Raw genomic sequence first — 19,465 nt, 5'->3', positions numbered from 1 at the left:
CCGAGTTGTACCCCGAGGCCTCCGCCCGTGTTTCCGGGCGGGGGCCTCTGTGTTCCTACCGCCGGGACTTATGTCCGTGGCCCGTGCGGAAGCCGTCCTTCTTCCTGGGGGCGGAGGCCTTGCTCTTCTTCGAGGCGCGGGCCTGGCGGGACTCGGGCTTGCGGACCTTCGAGGCCTTCGGCTTCGCCGGGCGCGTGGCCGCCGGAGTGGGCTGGGGCGCGGATGCGGGGGCGGGCGTCACGGGCGTGGCCGGAGGGGGCTCGGCGGCGGGGGCCTGCTCGGGGGCCGCCGGGGTGTTCTCGGGAGAGGCCGGGGCCGTGGGCTCCGGGGCCGCGGGCGTGGCGGAGCCCTCGTCACGGGCATCCAGCTTGATGGGGACGCCCAGGGTGGTGCCCAGCCGCAGCAGCAGCACGTCCGGGGAGATGCCCTTCTCCCCCACGCGCTCGGCCACCTCGCGCGCGGAGAGCGCGTTGCCGTGGGCCCACAGCTCCTGGAGGAACTTCCCGGCGTCCGGCTCGTGCCACCAGGAGGGTCCGAAGCGCGCCTTGAGCTGACCCTGCAGCTGGCCCGCGAGGAACCACGCGCGGAAGTTGTCCGCGGACTGGAAGAAGTCCTCCTGCTCCATGAGGTAGCGCGCCACGTCGTCCTTCGTCGCGGGCATCTCGTCCACGCGCTCGAGCATGGCCTTGTACAGCTCGCGGGCATCCACGCCCTCCTCCTGCCGGTGCAGCGCGAGCTGGTACAGCAGCCGGCCCGCGGCGCGGCGGATGAGGAACAGCTTGTGGGCGCTCGTGGCCGCCAGGTACGTGGCCCGGTCCTTCCCCGTCAGCCCCGCGTGCTCCTCCAGCCACACCGGGTCCTCCACCAGGTCCTCGAAGAGGGCCGCGTACGCCTCGGTGACGGTGGGGTTGCCCAGCTTGGCCAGCTCGAAGCGCGGCTCCTTCGTGTACGCGTAGTGCAGCGTGTGGCCGAACTCGTGCAACAGCCGCGACTGCTCCAGCGCGCCGTCCACGGGCCGCACCGACAGCCGCACGTCCCCGGGCACCTCGATGCCCAGCGACAGCGGGCGCGGGTTCTTGCGCTTCACGCCCTCGCGCGCGTCGATGCGCACGTTCTTCATGCCGCCCAGGTCGATGCCCATCCCCGACAGCGTGCCGTGCGCGCGTAGCAGCAGCTCGCCCTTGGGGAAGAAGCCATCCACCTCGCGCGGGCGGAACAGCCGCGGCAGATCCGCCCGGGTGAGGTTCGTGAAGGGCATCCCCAGCTCGCGCTGGGCCAGCCGCTCCATCACGTCCTTGTAGGGCGCCTCGGTGGCCTGCAGCACCTCCTCGGCCAGCAGGGCCAGCCGGCCCAGGTCCGCCTGCCTCAGCTCACCGCCAAAGGCCTCGTACGAGGGATAGCCCAGCTCGCGTACCAGCTCCTCCGTGCGCTGCTCGCGCCGCTGGATGAGCGGGTCGAGCCGCTCCAGGGCGGGCGTGGCGGCGGTGTAGAGGGCCTGGCGCTTCGGCGCGCTGCGCTCGTTGGCGAGCAACCGCTCCAGCTCGCTCCAGCGCACCTCGCGGCCGTCCACCTGGAAGGTCAGTGACGCCTCCAGGTTGGCGATGGCGTCGTTCACCTCGGAGAGCTGCTGCGACAGGTACTCGCCCGCGAAGTGCGACTGGAGCGCGGTGAGGGCGCGCAGCTCGCGCGGCTCCGTGGTGCGCTGGCGCAGCCGGTCGATCTTCCGGATGTTGTCGAGGCTGAACAGCGTCTCCTTGCCCACGTACGTGGAGGCCACGTCCGCGCGGGCTCCCTCGGACCAGTAGCTCCACACGAGCAGGTCCTGCGCCTTGAGCAGGGCCGCCGCGTCGGAGGCGAGCCGCGCCACGTCGGAGGCGAGCTGTTGCTCCTCGGTGAGAGGGGGAGGCGCCTTGGGCGTGGTGACGCACCCACCGAGGGTGCCGAGGCTGAGGGTCAGGAGGAGTGCGGGAAGCCTTGGGCGCATGGGACGCGCAATGTAACTTCCGCGGCGCTCATGCCCAATCCTGTACAGTGGCGCTCGGCCGTCGGCCGGCAGGCGCTCTACGGAGCCCTCCGCCGTTTCTTCACCCAGCTCGGCTACCTTGAGGTGGACACCCCGCTGCTCATCCCCACCCCGGGGATGGAGCCCCATATCACCGCCTTCGAGGCCCCCTTCGTCCCCGAGACGGACGTGGGCCAGCGCCGCCCCCTCTACCTGCACACCAGCCCCGAGTACGCCATGAAGCGGCTGCTCGCCGATGGAGCAGGCCCCCTCTTCCAGATTTGCAAGGTATTCAGGAACGGGGAGGTCTCGAAGACCCACAACCCCGAGTTCACCATGCTGGAGTTCTACCGGCCCCGGGCGGACTACCACGCCATCATGGCGGACCTGGAGGGGGCGCTGGCGGAGGCGGACCAGGCGGTGGGGGGTGATGGCTTCTTCCGCCGCACGCCCTACGAGCGGCTGTCCGTGCGGGACGCGGTGCTGCGGGAGACGGGCGTGGACCTCCGGGCCTGTGCGGACGGGCCCTCGCTGAAGCGGGCGGCGGAGGCGGCCGGGGTGCGCACGGGGGATGCCACCAGCTTCGACGACGTCTTCTTCCACCTCTTCCTGCAGAAGGTGGAGGGGAAGCTGGGGTGGGAGCGGCCGACCTACCTGACGGAGTACCCCGCCTCCATGGCCTCGCTGGCGCGGCTCAAGCCGGGAGAGCCGGCGGTGGCCGAGCGCACGGAGCTGTATGCCCGGGGGCTGGAGCTGGCCAACGGCTTCTCCGAGCTGACGGATGCGGTGGAGCAGCGTGCCCGCCTGGTCGAGGAACAGGAGTTCCGGCGCAATGCGGGCCGGGCCGTGTATCCACTGGACGAGCGGTTCCTCGACGCGGTAGGCCGCATGCCACCCTCGGCGGGGATCGCCGTGGGGCTGGATCGTATCCTGATGCTGTTGCTGGGCGTGGAGTCCATCTCGGATGTCCTCCTGTTCCCGGCACACGAATTCGTCTGAGAAGTGACATGGCCACCAAGAAGCCGCAGACCCACAGTTTCCAGGCCCACCCCTGGCACGGCATTTCCCCGGGCGACGAGGTCCCCGAGGTCGTCACCACGTACATCGAGATGGTGCCCACCGACACGGTGAAGTACGAGCTCGACAAGGACTCGGGCATCCTGCGCCTGGACCGGCCGCAGCAGTTCTCCAGCCAGTGCCCCACGCTCTACGGCTTCATCCCGCAGACGTACTGTGACGAGCTGGTGGCGAAGCGCTGCGCCGAGCGCACCGGAAACAAGGGCATCAAGGGCGATGGGGATCCGCTCGACATCTGCGTGCTGACGGAGAAGGTGATTCCGAGCGGCGCACTGCTGGTGCGCGCGGTGCCGGTGGGCGGCTTCCGCATGGTCGATGGCAACGAGGCGGACGACAAGATCATCGCCGTGCTGGAGTCGGACCTCGTCTACGGGGCGCTGCAGCACGTGGCGCAGTTGCCGACCACGCTCGTCGAGCGCCTCAAGCACTACTTCCTCACGTACAAGCAGATTCCCAGCCAGGCCAAGCGCGCGGTGGAGATCGTCGAGATGTACGATCGGAGCGAGGCGCACGAGGTCATCATGCGCAGCATGAAGGACTACCAGCGCGTGTACGGCCAGGGCACGTCCTCGCCCGCGCGCAAGCCACGCGGCCGCAAGGGGTAGGCGTGATTTGCCCACGGTGACGGGGCGGGATAGAAGCCCCGCCCCATGCGATTCCCCGTCCGCGTACTCGTTGCCTTGTTGAGCAGTGCTTCCCTGTGGGGTTGTGAGCAGGCGAAGCCGGAGCCCACGTTCGACTACGGGCCCAAGCGCGGGCTCGTGGTGCAACTGCGGAACGCGCTCGAGAAGGAGCCCTGCGATCGGACGAAGGCGGTGCAGTACACCCAGACCGTGTTCTCCGCCGGGGATTGGCGGGGAAGCATCCAGTTCACCGACGGTTTCATCTCGCGGTGCGGGAAGTTTCCCCAGCTCCGGTCCATCACCTACTCGGCGCACATGCAGCTGAGCGAGTTCGACCTCGCCATCCGGGATGCCACGGAGCTCATCGACAGCGCGCCGGGTAACGCCGGGTACTGGGTATGGCGCGCCATGGCCCACCAGTCGCTGCAGAAGTCCGAGCAGGCCCTGGCGGACTTCCAGCAGGCCTTCCGCCTCCAGCCGGAGCAGTTCCAGGTGGCCAACCAGCTGGCCGCCGCCTACGAGCGGCTGGACCGGCCGTGTGACGGCCACCTCGCGCTGCTGGAGCATCAGCAGTCCAACATCGAGTCCCTCAGACGGCCCGAGGTGAGGAATCGGATTTCGCAGCTGGCGGCCATGGGCTGCGAGCTCGGGAAGGGCAGGGCGGTGGTGCCGGTCAGCAAGACGGGCACCCTGTGGGTGGAGCCGCTGGTCGATGGCAAGCGGGGCCGGTTCATCCTGGACACCGGGGCGAACCTGGTGGCCGTCTCGCGGGCGTTCGCGGACCAGCTCGGGTTGAAGCTCGAGGGGGCCCGGACGATGTCGTTCCGCACGGCCAATGGCCTCATCCAGGCTCCGGTGGTCCGGGTTCCGAGCATCGCGCTCCAGGGCGCCCGGGCCGAGAACGTCGAGGTGGCCGTCATGTCCACCCTGCCTCCGGACGTGGATGGACTGTTGGGGCTCGGCTTCCTGGCGCGCTTCGAGATGAAGCTCGATGCCAAGGCGGGACGATTCGAGCTCTCGGAGCGTAAGCGCTAACGCACTTCGAGCAGCCGCACGCGCTTGTAGAGACGGCGATCGAGCGGCATCCGCATGTCCGTGAGATTCATCTCCGCGTCGAACTCGAGGCTGAGGGTGGGCACGGGCGGGCTGATGGAGATGATGAGCTCGATCTGCCACAGGCTCGCCAGCTGCGTGCGGCCCTGGAGGGCCTCGGGCGGTGGAACGGGGAGTCTCGCGGCGGCGGCGCGGATGTCGGCCACTGCCTCCCGGTCTATCTGGAGGTCATTGCTGGGCGTGACGAGCTCCACGCTGAGCAACCGTCCCGCGGTGTCCTGCACCACGCGCACCGTGGCGCGGCGGGTGGAGCGGAACTGCTCCTTCATCTGCCGGCGCAACGTGCGGCGCGCTTCGAGCGATGGGTCCCCTCCAGGCGGCAGCCGGTCGTAGGCCTCCGGCGTATCGGCGTCGAGCGCCGAGCCCGTGTTCGCGTAGGCCGCCGCTTTGTCCGACCAGACCCGCATCCACTCCGCGGAATTGCCGCGGGTCTGATCGAGAAAGCCCTTGATGCCCTTGGCGCTGACGGCGCGCTCGGCATCCCAGTTCTTCAGCAGCGATTTGCCCAGCTCGGAGTAGTACGGGTGCACGAGCCCCCGGTCCACCTTCCCCCGGCGCACCCCCTCCATGACCATGTCGGCCACTCGCTCCTGCGGCGTGGCGGGAACGGGTACGCCGGCGTCTGGGATGTCGACTCCTCTGTCCGGGCTCCACGTCAGCGAGGGCGAGGGCAGGAGCCGGGAGGCCCCCAGGCTCGGCCCCTCGGCCCGAGGCCCGTCCGATCGCGGAATGTCACTCACGGTAGGGGTCTCGGTAACGGTAGGCGGAGGCTCGACCGGAGTGGGCGGAGACGGGGCCGGTGGTTTCAGCGCCTGCGCGACGGCCGGTGGAGGACGGCGGGGCGGCTTCGGCGGTGGGGGACTCGGGGGCAGGGACTTCGGAGGCTCAGGGGGTGGGGCCACCTCCACCTCGACGAACTGGAGCGTCGCCGGTGCGGGGGGCGGGCGGCGCTGCTCCGCGAGCGGGGAACGCCGGACCTCCATCCACAGCCACACCCCGGCGTGCAGGCCGAGGCTGAGGAGGAGCGCGAGCAACAGTCGGCGGCGGGAGTCCGGCATGCCTGACCCGATTCAACCACCTCGGCGCCCATTTGGTTAGAGTGGGCGCCCTGGAGGCAACACCATGGGGAGTTCGCTGCTCGCGACGGACGGCTACAAGTTCAGCATGGCGGAGGCTGGCTGGCCGCTTCGCCGGGAGACTTTCTATTACTCGCACCGCAAGGGCGGGCAGCAGGTGGTGCCGTTGGACCTCGAGCCCTATGTGCGCAACCTGCTCCCGGAGCCGGCCGAGAGCGACTACGTCTACCTGGCTCGCAACAGCTACGAGATGGGTGCTGGCTTCAAGGCCGCCATCCAGCGCAAGGACAGGCTGGTCATCCGCGCCCTTCCCAAAGGCGCTCGCTTCTACGCGCGCGAGCCCGTGTTCACGGTGACGGGGACCTCGGCGCTGGTGTCGTGGCTGGAGCCGTTGCTGCTCCAGCTCAACTTCCGCATCCAGATCGCCACCCAGGCGCTGGCGGACCGCGAGGCGCTGGCCAAGGCGCTCGCCGTCGTGTCGTGCGAGGAGGAGAAGCGCATCGCCCTGGAGACGCTGGACGCGGTGGGCGTGAAGCCCGTACCCATCTCCGTGGACCCCGAGGGCTACCACGCGCGCGTGGTGGCCGTGGTGCGCGAGCTGGTGAACGCGGTGCAGGACCCGAGCCGCATCTTCGAGGTAGGCCTGCGCGCGGCCACGTGCCTGGAGCAGCATGAGCTCGCCCTGCGCGCCTGCAAGGAGGCCGGGGTGACGCGCACCAGCAACGTGTACCTGGCTCAGAAGCTGGGGATGATTCCCGTGGGCACCATGGGTCACGAGCACGTGCAGCGCTACGGCTCGGACGAGGCGGCCTTCCGCGCCATCCGCGAGCGGCGGCCCGAGCGCTCCAGCTACCTGCTGGACACCTACGACACGGTGACCTCGGGCCTGCCCACGGCCTTCCGCCTCGTCCACGAGGACCCCGGGGCAGGGGACTCCATCCGCTTCGACTCGGGCGACAAGAAGAAGCAGTACGTGTTCGCCGTGTCCCGGGCGAAGGAGGAGGGCATCAAGCCGGTGTTCATCCTCGAGGACGGGCTGGACGCGCAGGCCACGCGCGAGTTCGAGGAGCTGCGGAGCCAGTACGGCTGGGAGTCCTCGAAGCAGTTCTACGGCTATGGCGGCTTCATCGTGGCGCGCACCATGGCGTGCCCCTACACGCGGGACCGGGTGGCGGCGGTGTACAAGCTGTCGCGCACGGGCCACGTGCCGACGATGAAGTTCGGCAACGAGCTGGCCGAGGGCAAGCAGAGCATCCCGGGCGTGCCGGTGGTGTTCCGCCGCCGGAGTGGCTCGGGCCCCATCGGCCTCATCGGTCAGGAGGGCGAGCCGGTGCCCGAGGGCTACGAGCTGCTCTCCGGTGCCACGCCCGAGACCGCCGCTTCCATCCCCGCTCCGGGCGAGGGGGAGCAGCGCGTCGCGTACACGCCGGCCACGCAAGCGCTCGTGGACGAGCTGCGCCACCGTCACTTCCCTCGGGGCGCCGCGCAGCAAGCCTGAGCTTCCTGGAGAACGCCATGCCTTTGCCCCTTCCCGAGTTCCATGATGAGAAGCGCGTGGGCACGCTGTACCTGGAGCGGGCCGCGCGGGTGACCGACGAGGCCCGCCGCTACGCGCTGGCCCACCAGGTGAAGCCCGCGCGCGAGGACCGGCTGCGCATCGCCGCCTTCGGTATCGACGTGCAGGTGGCCTTCTGCCAGCCCGAGGCGAGCCTCTTCGTCCCGGGCGCGGTGGAGGACTCGCAGCGCACGCTGCGCTGGCTGTACGCGAACCTGGACCGCATCACCGGGCTGGTGTTCTCCCTGGACACCCACCGTGTCTTCCAGGTGTTCCACCCCGCGTGGTGGCAGGACGCCGAGGGCCGGAATCCCCCGCCGATGACGGTGATTACGTCGGCGGACATCCGCTCGGGGAAGTGGCGGCCCACGCGTGACTCCGAGGAGAGCCTCGCCTACTGCGAGCGCCTGGAGGCCACGGGCAAGTACGTGCTGACGGTGTGGCCGTACCACGCGCTGCTCGGCGGGCTGAGCCACGCCCTGCTGCCCGCCATGATGGAGGCGAGCCTCTTCCACGCGGTGGCTCGCGACACGCAGACGCGCTTCGAGGTGAAGGGCGAAGAGCCGCTCACGGAGAACTACTCGGTGCTGTCTCCCGAGGTGACGGAGCTGCCCGGGCGCAAGGTGGGCGAGTTCAACCAGGACCTCTTCGACCACCTGCTGACGTTCGACCGCGTGTACGTCTTCGGGCAGGCGAAGTCGCACTGCGTGCTGTCGACGCTGATGGACCTGCGCAAGCACATCGAGGCGACGGACCGCTCGAAGATGGGGCGCATCCACATCCTCGAGGACGCGATGAGCCCCGTGCCGGCCCCGCCGCTGGATCCGCTGCCTCCCGGGCTGGACTTCCCGCGCGTGGCCAACGAGGCGATGCGGACGTTCCGCGAGGCCGGGATGAAGGTGGTCCGGACCACAGACCCGCTGGCCCCGTGAGGCTCAGAGGCTGAACTCGGCGAAGGGCTGCCGGCACGCGGGCCCCGCCGCTACCCACATCGTGCGGCGGGCGGGTGCCATCACCACCGTGGCCGCCGTCTCGCGCGGCATGGCCCCGGGGGCTGGCGGCGTGTCGTGCAGGCAGATGCGGCCCTCGGGCGTGCCGTGGTCCGTGAGCATCTGTTTCACCGTCTCGGGCGTGTGGTGGCCGTGGCCGGCGGCCACCAGCTCCGAGATGCGCTCCCGGCGCCCGAAGGTGCAGGGGACGTAGTGGTGGGTGACGTCCCGCTCCCGGAAGCGCTCGGACTGGTAGTGGTTGGCGTGGACGAGCACTCCTCGCTCCGGTTTCAGCAGCACGTGGTCGTCGTACGTGCTTTCGATGCCCACCACGTGCCCCTGTGCGTCCGCCAGGTGGTAGTAGCCGAAGCCCCTCGCCGTCGTGACGAGCACCTCCAGCGCCGTGGACAGGCTCGGCTGGCGCATCGCCCTGGGCAGGTACACGGACAATGGCACCAGCGAGGCGCACGGCCGTGGCTCCACGATCGTGAGGTTGGCGCAGTTGCCCACCCCGTCACTGTTGAGGTGGTAGTACGGCGAGCCGTCCAGGCACAGCGAGAGCTGCTCGCGCCCGTCCGCGTGGCGGATGCGGAGCAGGTCCATCCGCGCGCCCGGGTTCCAGTCGATCGTCTGTCCGAGCAGCGCCTGCCCATCCTTCGTGGCCTCGCCGGTGAGGGCCACGGACGTGCACATGCCGCCGATCTGCGCGTAGTTGATGGCCAGCTCCAGCATGCAGTGGAGCGCGAAGCTCTCCTCGTAGGCGAGGCCCGAGCCCTCGGCCTGTCCCCGGATGCGCTCGAGCGCCTCCGGGTCGAAGGCGCGCACGTTGGCCTCCAGCTTCATCGCCGCGCGCACCACGTCCTCCCGCGAAGCCCCCAGCGGGCTCATGGACAGGGCCAGGAAGAGATTCTCCGCCGAGGCGCGCAGGCTCTCGCGACATGCCTCTCCCCACTGGTGTCCTATCTGTCGCGGCGTCCCATGGCACTCGATGACCCGAAGCGTCTGCGTCGTCATGGGGTTCAAGGTACGCGGTGGGGTGGTGCCTCGCTTGAACGAATGCGACACGTGTGGGGGCTCCTCGCCTGTTGAGCCAAGCTAAGCAGAAACCGTGGAGAGCGACCGCCCAGCATGTGAACGGCGTTACGTTGCAGGACTAGAAGTTAGAGCGCACTCATCTCTGAGAGCAGTTCAGCAGGAACTGAAGCCTCCGCCCTCAGAGCAACTTGGGTTGTGCTGAGGGGGTGGTATCCGGAACGAGTCTGGGAGGGCGTTTCAGCGCGTCCTCAATAGCTGAGAACATGTCGTCATTAGGTGTCAAAGGGACTGGTTCAGCAAAAGCACGCGCGAGAGCCAAGTTCCCATCGGTGGGCAAATCGAACACGAAAACGCGCCGACCCAAGCTGCGGGCGTCCTCAGCGCCAGCCCAAGTTCCACTCTGCGTGAGTTTGCCGTTCGACCGACTCTCCTTCAAGCCAGTTTGCGCGACGAGCACAAAGTCCGCGAGGGCTACAATCAAGCGGTTTCGCATCATCGCAAAGCGCCCCTGCCAGCGTGACTTTGGATGGAGTTCGGACAGAAGGGCTACTTGTCCTTCGAGTAGGGCTCGATTCCGTTTGCGTACGAGCGACAATGTAGCCTTGTCAAGTAGCCCCTGAGGGAGCACGGATACTACCTCCCCGCCTGCCTCAATCGCGGACTCTTCGGCTGTTTGGTCAATACCGCGAGCGTTACCGCTTACAAGTACGTACCCCTGGCGCGCGAAAAAGGCGGCGGCACGACGCGCAGTGTCGAGGGCTTCTGGGTTGGCGTCTCGTGAACCGATGATGGCGATCGTTCGGCGTGCGTTTAGCAACTCCTCTCGGCCTGCTAGGTACAGCGTGATGGGCGTGCGTTTGGCGAGTGCGCGCTTGAAGCGTTTGGGGTACGCCGGATCACGGCCAGGTAGAACGCGCATACCCTGCGCTTCGAGTTCCTCAAGAATAAACGCTTCCTGTGCGCTGGCTTCGAATGCCTGCAAAACAGTGGCACGCAGGTCGGCCGCTACGCCAGGATAGCCACCCTCTACCCAAGCGGTGAGATTCGCCACATCCCCGTCGAGCGCTTTTGCGGCATTGAGAACCGCCATGCGCTCGTTAGGGGTGATGTGGGCGTGGGCAAGGAGATGCCAGTAGAGGGGTTCGCTCATGCGTCATTGAGGCGGGTTTTGGCGATGACCACGGCGTGCAAGGTGCCCGCCCCCGCCTTCCTCAGTACTTTACCAGCTTCGCCAAGCGAAATTCCGGTATCACACACATCATCGAGTACGATCATGTTTTTGCCCTGAACATTTGCAATGGCGGAAAATACGTTACGCAGGTTCTGACGCTTCGCCTCGCGCGAACCGAATCCCTTCTGCGCCTGCGTGGTGCGGAGCTTTCCAAGGGCTGTAATAAGAGGTTTACCTAGCTTTTTCGCCACCCGCATCGCAAGGCGCTCGACCAAACTGCCGCTCTCGGTCGGAGGCATGAACGTCACTGCATGGATGCTTGCGAGTGGCAGGCGCGCCCGCACGAGGCGCACGACAGCGTCTACCAGTTCCTCCGGAAAGTCGCCCCGCCCCTCGTATTTGCTCGCGCGGATGAGTTCTCCAATGCGCGTTCCGCCGTAGTAATCTACTGCAAACCCCGAGGCGTACACCAATTCTCCACCCTGCACGTTTTTGATGCCGAGTTTCGGAAACTCAGTGAACTGTTGCGCACTCTGCAACACATCATTGGTCAACAGCAGGGGACTTGTTGGCACACAGCGATCACAGCGCCCACACACACCAGTATCGGGGTCGCCGAGGAACTGTGTGAAGAATCGCATACGGCAATTTGCGTGCTTGGCGTATCCCTGCATGACTTCCAGTTCAAGTATGCGGCGATCGTAGGATTCGTTGATATTCAGGCCGCTAATACTCACGGGTTTGAGTAGACGGTAGTAGAGATCTTTATCCTTCGCAACGGCACCCTCAAGCAGGAGATCGGTCAGCACGCGCTTGACGATGCTTTCGCTCAGGCCGCATTGCATCGTCAATTCCTTCTGGCGGCTCGGCTGTGCCTTTAGCGCTGCGATTACTCGCTCGTAGTGCTCCTCGCGTGGCTTGCTGCTAGCAATAAAGTGTTGCTGTACCTTTGCGTCTTCGGCTTTGTACACAAGCACGACAGTTGCTGGATGAGCATCGCGTCCCGCTCGCCCAACCTCTTGGTAGTAATGGAGGGGCGACCCAGGGAATTCCGCGTGGATGACGAAGCGTACGTCCGGCTTGTCAACGCCCATTCCCAGCGCGTTCGTTGCGACAACCACTTTCAGATCGTTTGCCATGAACCGTCGTTCGATTTCTGGACGGTCAGAGCGATTCGCGTGGTAGTGCTCGGCGTTGATACCCTGCTCGCGCAGGAACTCTGCAAGCGCTTCAGTCTGTGCCTGCGTCGCCGCGTACACTATCCCTGTCCCCAAGAAGGTACGTACCAATGTCGCGACGACTGCATATTTCTCCGCCTCGTTGCCGACGTTCACAACGCGCAAGCCGAGGTTCGGACGCACGAGCGAACCTCGCATTACGCGCGTTCCTTGCCCAATCTGCCGCAGAACATCCTTTTCCACACCAAGCGTCGCGGTCGCTGTTACGGCAAGTACAGGCACCGTCTTCGGTAGGAATTGTACCACGCGCGCGATGCGCCTGTAATCAGGGCGAAAGTCGTGGCCCCACACCGAAATGCAGTGCGCCTCGTCCACCACGAGCGCTTTGATGGGAAGGTGTGGCACAAATTCCTCCCACAACTCGTTCTCGATGCGCTCGGGTGCGATTAGCAGAAGATCCACCTCGCCGCGAACTGCGCGCTCAAGGATTTCGCGGTGCACCATGCGTCGCGAGTCAAGATCATCTGCCTCACCCTGATCAGAGTTGATGTACTCGGCGCGCAACCCGAACCCGCGTGCTTTCTCAATTTGGTCACGCATGAGGGCGCGCAAGGGCGAAAACACTACAGTGAGGCCTCGTACGCGAGCGACGAACTGATACACGAGGCTCTTGCCCCAACCAGTGGGCTGGATGAGAAGAAGGCGTTCGCCCGACAACACAGAGCGGATGGCGTCTTCCTGGCCGGGCTTGAACGCGTGAAGCTTGAACTGCTCTCGCAGGATGCGGTGTAGATCGACAGGGGGCGTCACCTAATAAGTAGGAGATAGATAGGCGCGTTCGTCAAGTAGAATTACCCAAGCCGAAGCGAGCGCCGAGCCTATCTCGCAGAGACTGTTGGACTACCTTGGAAGTCCACCAAGAAGCCTCAGCTCAGGCGGCATTATCTTGTGCCTAATCGCCTGCAGAGCGGGCGCTATATCTGGAGCCTGCTCGTCTCATTCCAACACCCTCGCGGTCCTGTCGACGGAAGTCGCTCGGGGTCCGGCCCGTCAGCTCCCGGAAGTCCCTCGTCATGTGCGCGTGGTCGCCGTAGCCGATGTGGTGCGCCACCTCGGACAGCGAGCGGGTGGGGTGCTCACGCAGCGCGGACAGGGCCTCCTGGAGCCGAGTGATGCGTGTGTACGTCCTCGGCGAGAAGCCCACCCGCTCCTTGAAGGCCCGCTGCAGCGTGCGCGTACTGAGGTGGAGTGCGTCCGCCAGTGCGCCCGGGCGCAGCGGTTCCGGCCGGGCGAGCAGGTGGCGCAGTGCCCGGTCGAAGCTGTCTCCGGGCGGGTAGGGTACCCGTCGCAACAGCGGGGTGAGCTCCTCGCGCATCCGCTCCGGTGAGCCCGCGGCCAGCAGCTGTTCTCCGAGCGCGTCCACGGAGAGGCCCGCCACCTCGCGCAGCTCCACGGACCCGTTGACCAGCTCCGAGGGGCTGGCGTCCACGAGCCCGGGCATCGCCCCTGGGTGGAATTGCACGACGAGGTAGCCATGGCCCGCTCGTGATGGCACGTGGATGGTGTGCGTCAGCGGTCCGTAGAGCACGGCCCGGCAGCGCTCGTCCGACAGCTCGAGGAGCAGGTCCACGTTGGCGTCGGGGACCACCTCGTGCACGTGGGAGACGGAGGCCTCCGGCGGCACCCACATCAGGAACTCCACCCGCTCCGCCAGCGGGGCGGGGGCGGGCATCCAATGCGTCCACCGAGAGGGCGGCGTCGTGGCGGGCATGACCGGAATATAGTCCCGGGCCCGGCCCATGACCTCCCTGGACAAGAAGACCCGAGGACGCACCTCGCACGGGCGCTTGCGAGCACTCGACGTGTACCTGCTCCACCGGGAGCGAGACCTGCTGCTCCGGAGCGAGGGTGCCTGGGCGCGGGCCGCCTTCGTGGACGTCGGTTTCGGCGAGCACCCGTGGACCACGCTCGAGAGCGCCGAGGCCTTCCGCGAGCTCCACCCGGGTCTCCCCGTGGTGGGCGTGGAACTGGAGTCCTCCCGCGTGGAGGCCGCCCAGGCCCATTCCGATGCGCTCACCGGCTTCCGGCAGGGCGGCTTCGAGCTGCCCTTGCTGCCCGGAGAGAGCGTCCGCCTCATCCGTGCCATGAACCTGCTGCGCGGCTACCGCCCCGAGGAGGTGCCCGGCATCCACCAGAAGCTGGGTGGGGCGCTGCTCGAAGGAGGGCTGCTCGTCGAGGGCAGCACGGACACACCCGGGGCCGTGCTGGTGGCGCACCTGCTGCGGCGTGTCCCCGAGGGGCTCGCGCGCGAGGCCCTGCTGTTCCACACCGACTTCAGCCGGGGCTTCGCGCCCGTGCTCTTCCGCGACTGGATGCCCCGGGACTTCCGCCGCCGGGTGAAGCCCGGAGAGCCCATCCACACCTTCTTCGCGGACTGGACGGCCGCGTGGCAGGAGGCTCGCGAGGCGGGTCACACCGAGCCCCCCGAGGCCTTCCGGCACTCCGTCCTCCGGCTGGCGTCGCGAGTCGAAGGACTTGTCACGGACGCGTGGCTGCTCGACCACGGCTATCTGCTCTGGAAGCCACCGGGCGGTGTCTTCCCATGATTCCAACCCGGGGCAATCGTCTCCGGCCCAAATGCCGGTAGAATTCCTGGTTGTCCGGAGAGGAAGTCCCCCTTAAATGCCCCCCACCGTGGCCTCGAATCGCTCCGTCCTCTGGTTGCTGCTCGCCGTCCTCTCCCTTTCCTCCGTGCCGGCGTGGGCCCAGGCCTACGAAGGTGCACGCCGGGAAGAGGTGGACGCCGGTGTCCATACTCCGGTGCTGACGAAGGCGCCCGAGCTCATTCAAACCGTGGAAGCCGTCTACCCGCCCGAGGCCGCCGCGGCCGGGAAGACGGCCTCGGTGGAGATGCTCGTCACCATCGACGAGAAGGGCCAGGTGTCCGACGCGCAGGTGGTGACGCCCGTGGGCGATGGCTTCGATGAAGCGGCGCTCGCTGCGGTGCGGCAGTTCCAGTTCTCCCCGGCCGAGGTGGATGGCGCGCCCGCCCCCATTCAAATCCAGTACGTCTACAACTTCGTCCTCCAGCCGCCGAAGGTGGAGGAGTCCGCTCCGCCGCCCCCGCCCGAGGCCACCCTCACCGGACAGCTCCTGGCGCGCGGCAGCCGTTCGCGCGTGGGCGGCGCCACCGTGCGCTGTGGCGATGACCCGGAGGCCCCCGAGGCGCTCTCGGACGAGGACGGCCGCTTCACCCTGAAGGTGGTGCCCGGCACCTGTGAGGTGCGCGTGGTGGCCAACGACTTCCACCTCTTCACCACCAAGGAGGAGCTCGCCCCCAACGAGACGACGGAGGTCATCTTCTACCTGATGCCCAAGGCCCCGGGTTACGAGACGGTGGTGCGCGGTGCGCGCGAGAAGAAGGAAGTGGTGCGCCGTACCCTGGAGCGCCAGGAGCTGCAGAAGGTACCGGGCTCCTTTGGCGACCCCATCCGCGTCATCCAGAACCTGCCCGGCGTGGCGCGTGCTCCCGCCATCGCCGGCCAGCTGATCGTCCGTGGAGCCTCGCCGGACCAGACGCTCACCTTCTTCGACGGCGTGGAGGTGCCGCTGCTCTATCACCTGGGCGGTGGGCCCTCGGTGCTCAACGCCGAGTTCATCGACCGGGTGGACTTCTATCCGGGCGGTTTCGGCTCGCGCTACGGCCGGGCCATCGGCGGCGCGGTGGACGTGGCCACGCGCAAGGGCTCCTCCGACACGTTGCACGGCTCGGTGAAGGTGGACCTGCTGGACTCGGGCTTCTTCCTCGAGGCCCCCGTCACCGAGGGCATCTCCATCGCCGGTGCCGCGCGCCGCTCGTACGTGGACGTGCTCCTGCCGATGGTGCTGCCCGAGGATCCCCAGGGCGGCACGTTGCTCGTGCTGCCGCGCTACTGGGACTACCAGGTGCGCGTGGACTTCGGCGCGAAGCGGGGCAGCGAGCCAGGTCCCGGAGGACGTCATTCCGGTTACGTGATGGCCTTCGGCTCGGATGACCTGCTCAACGTGGTGGCCTCGGGAGGTGGGCGCAACCGTGACATCACCGTGGACGCGCGCACGCTCTTCCACCGCGTCAAGGGTGACTGGACGTACCGCCGTGGCAACTTCACCTCGGTGTTCACCCCGTACGCGGGCTATGACCTGGGGAGCTTCGGCTTCGGCGAGACGAAGCTGGATGCGAGCATCTGGTCGCTCGGAGCGCGCGAGGACCTGGCCCTGGAGGTGCTGCCCTGGCTCACCGCGCGCGGTGGCGCGGACGTGCGCTTCGAGCACCTGGTGGGCGAGGGGCGGGTCCCCTTCCTCGGCGGCATCCAGTATCCGGCATTCCCCGGCGGCGAGCCCAAGGTGGAGCTGCAGGACATCCGGCGCGTGGCCAACACCTTCGACGGCGCGCTCTACGCCGAGATGGACGTGAAGGCCGGGCCGGTGACGGTGACGCCCGGTCTGCGCGCCACCTACGCCCGCATCTACGGGCAGGACCGTTTCGCCTATGACCCCCGGCTCTGGGTGCGCGTGCAGCCCACTGAGAAGACGGCCTTCAAGGGCAGCCTCGGCCTCTACAGCCAGCCGCCGGAGGCCTTCAACCTGGAGCCGGCGCCGCTGGGCAACCCGGCCCTCACCCACGAGCGCTCCTTCCAGTCGAGCCTGGGCGTGGAGCAGCAGCTCACCGACATCATCAGCGTGGACGTCACCGGCTACTACAACCGGCGCTACGACCTGGTCGTCTCCCCGGGCGATACGGTGCGCAACGAGGACGGCACGCTCACGCGCTACCCGTACTCCAACCGGGGTCTGGGGCGCGCCTACGGCATGGAGGTGATGCTGCGGCACGCGGTGACGCGCGACTTCTTCGGCTGGCTGGCCTACACCCTCAACCGCTCCGAGCAGCGGCGCGTGGGCAGCAACGATTACCGCCTGACCACGTGGGACCAGACGCACATCCTCACCGCGGTGGCCAGCTACCGGCTGCCCTTTGGCTTCGAGCTGGGCGCGCGCATGCGCTACGTCACCGGCCGGCCCACCACGCCGCTGCAGCACACGTTCGACCGCTACGACGTGGACCGCAACAACTTCACGGGCACCTTCGGGCCCACCAACTCCATCCGCTTCCAGCCCTTCCACCAGTTGGATCTGCGGCTGGACAAGAACTGGATCTTCCAGAGCTGGACGCTCAACGCCTACATCGACGTGCAGAACGTCTACAACGCCTCCAACGTGGAGGCGACCTTCTACGACTACCGTGTCCGCGATCAGTTCGAGGTGCCTGGCATCCCGATCCTTCCGGTCGTCGGCGTCAAGGGGAGCTTCTGAGTCATGCGCCACCTGTCCGCCCTGTTGGGCCTGCTCCTGTGCGCCGCCTGTGTGGGGCCCGAGGACACTCCGTCGAACGTGAAGGATCTGCGCGTGCTCGCGATGCGGATGGATCCGCCCGAGCTGCTCGCCGAGACGTGCTCCACCGATCCCACGGTGCTCGTCGACACGCTGGTGCGTCCGGTGCGCCTCACCGCGCTCATTCCGGATCCAGCCGGCGAGGGCCGCGAGCTGGACTACACGCTGTGGACCTGTTCCTCGCAGGATGATGACACCTGCCGCGAGGACCGCGTGGAGCTGGCGCGCGGGGTGACGAAGGGCGGCGAGCTGGTGATCGACCTGTTCCCGGGGCCTGGCACGTCGCGGCTGGGGGACGGCACCTTCCTGGTGCAGCGGATTCTCGAGAAGGATCTCTACAACGGCCTGGGCGGCGTGCGGATGCCGCTGGTGCTGTGGGTGCGCGGCGGGGACGAGCAGATCTACGCGCAGAAGCTGATGGTGTATGGCTGCCGCTTCTTCCCGGAGATGCAGGCCAACGTGCAGCCGGAGCTGCCGGACCTGGTGCTGGCGGGCGAGCCGTGGGTGGCGGGCGTGCCGCGCGAGTTGTCCGGCCCGGGCCCCTTCGAGGTGACGGTGCCGGATCTCACCGGGCGGGAGGAGGCGTACGTGGTGCCCTCCTTCGAGCTGAAGCCGGTGAATCTCCAGGAGGCGTGGGAGGTGGCGTGGCACGCCACGCTGGGGTCCTTCTCTCCCAACACGACGGGCGGGGCGGACCTCGGCGGTGGGGTGGCGCGGCACCGGGTGGAGTGGACGCCTCCGCGCAACGCGCAGGCCCAGGAGGTTCGCTTCTGGGTGGTGGCGCGTGATGGGCGCGGTGGCATGTCCTGGCTGGAGCGCACGGTGAAGTACACGCCGTGAGCCGTGGCCCCTGGGCTCCGCGTGCTCAGGGCGCCGCCGTCAGTGAGAGCTCCTGGAGGGCCGCGGCTTCCGGGACGAGGCGCAGCGTGTCTCCCTCGGCGGGTTGGAGCTTCAACGCGGTGGGGAGCAGCACCTCGCGCTCGGGGTAGAGCGGGGGGAGGGTGGTGGGCCACGTGCCGTGCTCGGCGCGGTGGGCCTTCACCAGGGCCAGCGCGAGCAGCAGGTCCACCCGGGCCCTTTGCCCGTCCACCTGGGTGGCGGACTTCTCGTAGCGCGACGTCCATGCGTCATGGGGGGTACCCACGTACCACAGGCTCCCAGAAAGCCGCTCCAGTGCCACCAGCCGGGCGAGGCGTTGCTCTGAAGGGAGATCCATGATCGGTGCGACTTGCTGGAGGTACTCCATCAAGATGGGCCAGTCGTGCAGCAGGTAGAGGGCCTCGAAGCGGGGCTGTATGCAGCTGACGGAGGGATGGAGGGCTCGGTATTTGGCTCCCTCCGGGAGCGCCTCGAGCTGCTCCGGGGCGAGCATCTCGCTGACCACGTTGAGGGGGAGCGAGACGCTCTCCTCGCGCACGGCCCGGGAGAGGGGGCGCAGTCCCTCTCGGAGCCGCCGGAGTGCCTGCGTGGACTGCTTCTGATCCTCGGGGGTGGCACGGCCGAGTGCATCGGCACATGGGAGGAACAGGGACTCGTAACCCGAGGCGGAGACCTGCGCGCCAAAAGCTCCGGTCCCGTAGGCCACATCCCGCGCGAGCGCGAGCCCGTCCAGGCAGGTCTCCAGCGCGGCGTCGGCCTGCCCGTCCTCGAGCTGTCTCCGGACCTCCAATGTGGCGAACCCGAGGACACTCGAGAGCATGTTGTCTGACCACCGATGGTTGGGCGTGTCGAGCTCTCCCAGTCCCCTGGGCAGTCCTCCCAGCTCGGCTCGGGAGGCCCGGAGCGCGCGCTGTATCAACAGCCTGTCCTGCTCGAACAGCTCACGGTAGGAGCCTGGCAGCTCCGAGAGGGGGCGCCTGCCATGCTGGACGTCTTCGTACTCTTGGAGCAGCGTGTTGTCGCTGCTCAGCATGCTGCTATCCGCGTAGAGGCTGCTGAGCTCCGGCATGAGCGGCTCGAGTGCCTCGCGGAGCGTGCCGGGCAAGGGCGGGGCCGAGTGAGAGGGGCGTACCACCCGCTCGGAGGCGGAGGTGAGGGCCCAGGCCTCGGCGATCAGCACGTCACCCGCCTGACGGGAGCGATACTGCAATCGCCAGTAGATACCGAGGAGCGTCACCAGCACCAGGAGGACGCAGCCCACCAGGATGCTGAAGATCGTCCGGACCGGGCTGTTCGCCTTCATTCCGTGGCCTCACGCGTGCGAAGGAGTGGTCTCATGG

15 protein-coding genes are annotated in these 19,465 nt (G+C 67.7%); 8 read left to right on the top strand and 7 right to left on the bottom strand.

The window, feature by feature from the left end:
• Positions 1–55: 55 nt before the first annotated feature.
• A complete protein-coding gene (locus BO221_RS03580; protein ID WP_233165620.1) occupies positions 56–1,984 on the bottom strand; it encodes a chromosome segregation protein SMC in 1,929 nt (642 codons plus the stop codon).
• A 30-nt stretch (positions 1,985–2,014) separates the two neighbouring features.
• Here BO221_RS03580 and epmA point away from each other — a divergent pair, with 30 nt between their 5' ends.
• From epmA to BO221_RS03565, 3 genes are read left to right on the top strand one after another with little or no spacing between them, the layout of a single operon-like run.
• Positions 2,015–3,001, top strand: a complete 987-nt coding sequence (gene epmA, locus BO221_RS03575; protein WP_073558879.1) for an EF-P lysine aminoacylase EpmA — start codon at positions 2,015–2,017, stop codon at positions 2,999–3,001.
• Positions 3,002–3,009: 8 nt separating this feature from the next.
• Positions 3,010–3,684 carry an inorganic pyrophosphatase gene (locus tag BO221_RS03570; RefSeq protein WP_073558878.1) on the top strand — a complete coding sequence of 225 codons (675 nt, stop codon included), beginning with the start codon at positions 3,010–3,012 and terminating at the stop codon, positions 3,682–3,684.
• Between the two features lie 45 nt (positions 3,685–3,729).
• Positions 3,730–4,737, top strand: coding sequence for a retropepsin-like aspartic protease (locus BO221_RS03565; protein WP_073558877.1), 1,008 nt, complete (start codon positions 3,730–3,732; stop codon positions 4,735–4,737).
• Here BO221_RS03565 and BO221_RS57225 read toward each other — a convergent pair.
• Positions 4,734–5,873 (bottom strand): TonB C-terminal domain-containing protein, encoded by a 1,140-nt coding sequence (locus tag BO221_RS57225; protein WP_073558876.1) that lies wholly within the window; start codon positions 5,871–5,873, stop codon positions 4,734–4,736. The genes BO221_RS03565 and BO221_RS57225 overlap by 4 nt on opposite strands.
• A gap of 64 nt (positions 5,874–5,937) precedes the next feature.
• Between BO221_RS57225 and BO221_RS03555 the strand changes: the two genes are divergently transcribed.
• Both BO221_RS03555 and BO221_RS03550 read left to right on the top strand, forming a co-directional pair.
• A complete protein-coding gene (locus tag BO221_RS03555; protein WP_073558875.1) occupies positions 5,938–7,389 on the top strand; it encodes a nicotinate phosphoribosyltransferase in 1,452 nt (483 codons plus the stop codon).
• Positions 7,390–7,406: 17 nt separating this feature from the next.
• The gene (locus tag BO221_RS03550) at positions 7,407–8,378 is read left to right on the top strand and encodes a nicotinamidase (RefSeq protein WP_073558874.1); all 972 of its coding nucleotides are present in this window, start codon (positions 7,407–7,409) and stop codon (positions 8,376–8,378) included.
• Positions 8,379–8,381: 3 nt separating this feature from the next.
• On the opposite strand, the gene BO221_RS03545 is transcribed toward BO221_RS03550, so the two are convergent.
• The 4 genes from BO221_RS03545 to BO221_RS03530 form a co-directional block, all read right to left on the bottom strand.
• Positions 8,382–9,500 carry a C45 family peptidase gene (locus tag BO221_RS03545; protein ID WP_143195237.1) on the bottom strand — a complete coding sequence of 373 codons (1,119 nt, stop codon included), beginning with the start codon at positions 9,498–9,500 and terminating at the stop codon, positions 8,382–8,384.
• Positions 9,501–9,648: 148 nt separating this feature from the next.
• The gene (locus BO221_RS03540) at positions 9,649–10,620 is read right to left on the bottom strand and encodes a DNA-processing protein DprA (protein WP_073558872.1); all 972 of its coding nucleotides are present in this window, start codon (positions 10,618–10,620) and stop codon (positions 9,649–9,651) included.
• Positions 10,617–12,629, bottom strand: a complete 2,013-nt coding sequence (locus BO221_RS03535) for a RecQ family ATP-dependent DNA helicase (protein ID WP_073558871.1) — start codon at positions 12,627–12,629, stop codon at positions 10,617–10,619. The genes BO221_RS03540 and BO221_RS03535 overlap by 4 nt, the downstream gene beginning before the upstream one ends.
• 142 nt (positions 12,630–12,771) lie before the next feature.
• Positions 12,772–13,551 (bottom strand): helix-turn-helix domain-containing protein, encoded by a 780-nt coding sequence (locus BO221_RS03530; RefSeq protein WP_073558870.1) that lies wholly within the window; start codon positions 13,549–13,551, stop codon positions 12,772–12,774.
• A 67-nt stretch (positions 13,552–13,618) separates the two neighbouring features.
• Here BO221_RS03530 and BO221_RS03525 point away from each other — a divergent pair, with 67 nt between their 5' ends.
• From BO221_RS03525 to BO221_RS03515, 3 genes are all read left to right on the top strand, one after another.
• The gene (locus BO221_RS03525) at positions 13,619–14,425 is read left to right on the top strand and encodes a methylase (RefSeq protein ID WP_073558869.1); all 807 of its coding nucleotides are present in this window, start codon (positions 13,619–13,621) and stop codon (positions 14,423–14,425) included.
• A gap of 76 nt (positions 14,426–14,501) precedes the next feature.
• Positions 14,502–17,168 carry a TonB family protein gene (locus tag BO221_RS03520; RefSeq protein ID WP_073558868.1) on the top strand — a complete coding sequence of 889 codons (2,667 nt, stop codon included), beginning with the start codon at positions 14,502–14,504 and terminating at the stop codon, positions 17,166–17,168.
• 3 nt (positions 17,169–17,171) lie between these two features.
• Positions 17,172–18,086, top strand: a complete 915-nt coding sequence (locus BO221_RS03515; RefSeq protein ID WP_073558867.1) for a hypothetical protein — start codon at positions 17,172–17,174, stop codon at positions 18,084–18,086.
• Positions 18,087–18,111: 25 nt separating this feature from the next.
• Here BO221_RS03515 and BO221_RS03510 read toward each other — a convergent pair whose 3' ends face one another.
• Positions 18,112–19,428: a hypothetical protein gene (locus BO221_RS03510; RefSeq protein ID WP_073558866.1), complete on the bottom strand. Its 1,317-nt coding sequence runs from the start codon at positions 19,426–19,428 to the stop codon at positions 18,112–18,114.
• Positions 19,429–19,465: the final 37 nt, after the last annotated feature.

This window comes from Archangium sp. Cb G35 (assembly GCF_001896145.1).
Lineage (GTDB): Bacteria > Myxococcota > Myxococcia > Myxococcales > Myxococcaceae > Archangium > Archangium violaceum.
The sequence above is the reverse complement of the archived record's forward strand: the minus strand, read 5'-3'. Positions and strand labels throughout refer to the sequence as shown.

Bases quoted from the DNA above. Each gene is read 5' to 3' on its own strand.
- BO221_RS03580 (WP_233165620.1), bottom strand. From the start codon at position 1,984: ATGCGCCCAAGGCTTCCCGCACTCCTCCTGACCCTCAGCCTCGGCACC.
- epmA (WP_073558879.1), top strand. From the start codon at position 2,015: ATGCCCAATCCTGTACAGTGGCGCTCGGCCGTCGGCCGGCAGGCGCTC.
- BO221_RS03570 (WP_073558878.1), top strand. From the start codon at position 3,010: ATGGCCACCAAGAAGCCGCAGACCCACAGTTTCCAGGCCCACCCCTGG.
- BO221_RS03565 (WP_073558877.1), top strand. From the start codon at position 3,730: ATGCGATTCCCCGTCCGCGTACTCGTTGCCTTGTTGAGCAGTGCTTCC.
- BO221_RS57225 (WP_073558876.1), bottom strand. From the start codon at position 5,873: ATGCCGGACTCCCGCCGCCGACTGTTGCTCGCGCTCCTCCTCAGCCTC.
- BO221_RS03555 (WP_073558875.1), top strand. From the start codon at position 5,938: ATGGGGAGTTCGCTGCTCGCGACGGACGGCTACAAGTTCAGCATGGCG.
- BO221_RS03550 (WP_073558874.1), top strand. From the start codon at position 7,407: ATGCCTTTGCCCCTTCCCGAGTTCCATGATGAGAAGCGCGTGGGCACG.
- BO221_RS03540 (WP_073558872.1), bottom strand. From the start codon at position 10,620: ATGAGCGAACCCCTCTACTGGCATCTCCTTGCCCACGCCCACATCACC.
- BO221_RS03530 (WP_073558870.1), bottom strand. From the start codon at position 13,551: ATGCCCGCCCCCGCCCCGCTGGCGGAGCGGGTGGAGTTCCTGATGTGG.
- BO221_RS03525 (WP_073558869.1), top strand. From the start codon at position 13,619: ATGACCTCCCTGGACAAGAAGACCCGAGGACGCACCTCGCACGGGCGC.
- BO221_RS03520 (WP_073558868.1), top strand. From the start codon at position 14,502: ATGCCCCCCACCGTGGCCTCGAATCGCTCCGTCCTCTGGTTGCTGCTC.
- BO221_RS03515 (WP_073558867.1), top strand. From the start codon at position 17,172: ATGCGCCACCTGTCCGCCCTGTTGGGCCTGCTCCTGTGCGCCGCCTGT.
- BO221_RS03510 (WP_073558866.1), bottom strand. From the start codon at position 19,428: ATGAAGGCGAACAGCCCGGTCCGGACGATCTTCAGCATCCTGGTGGGC.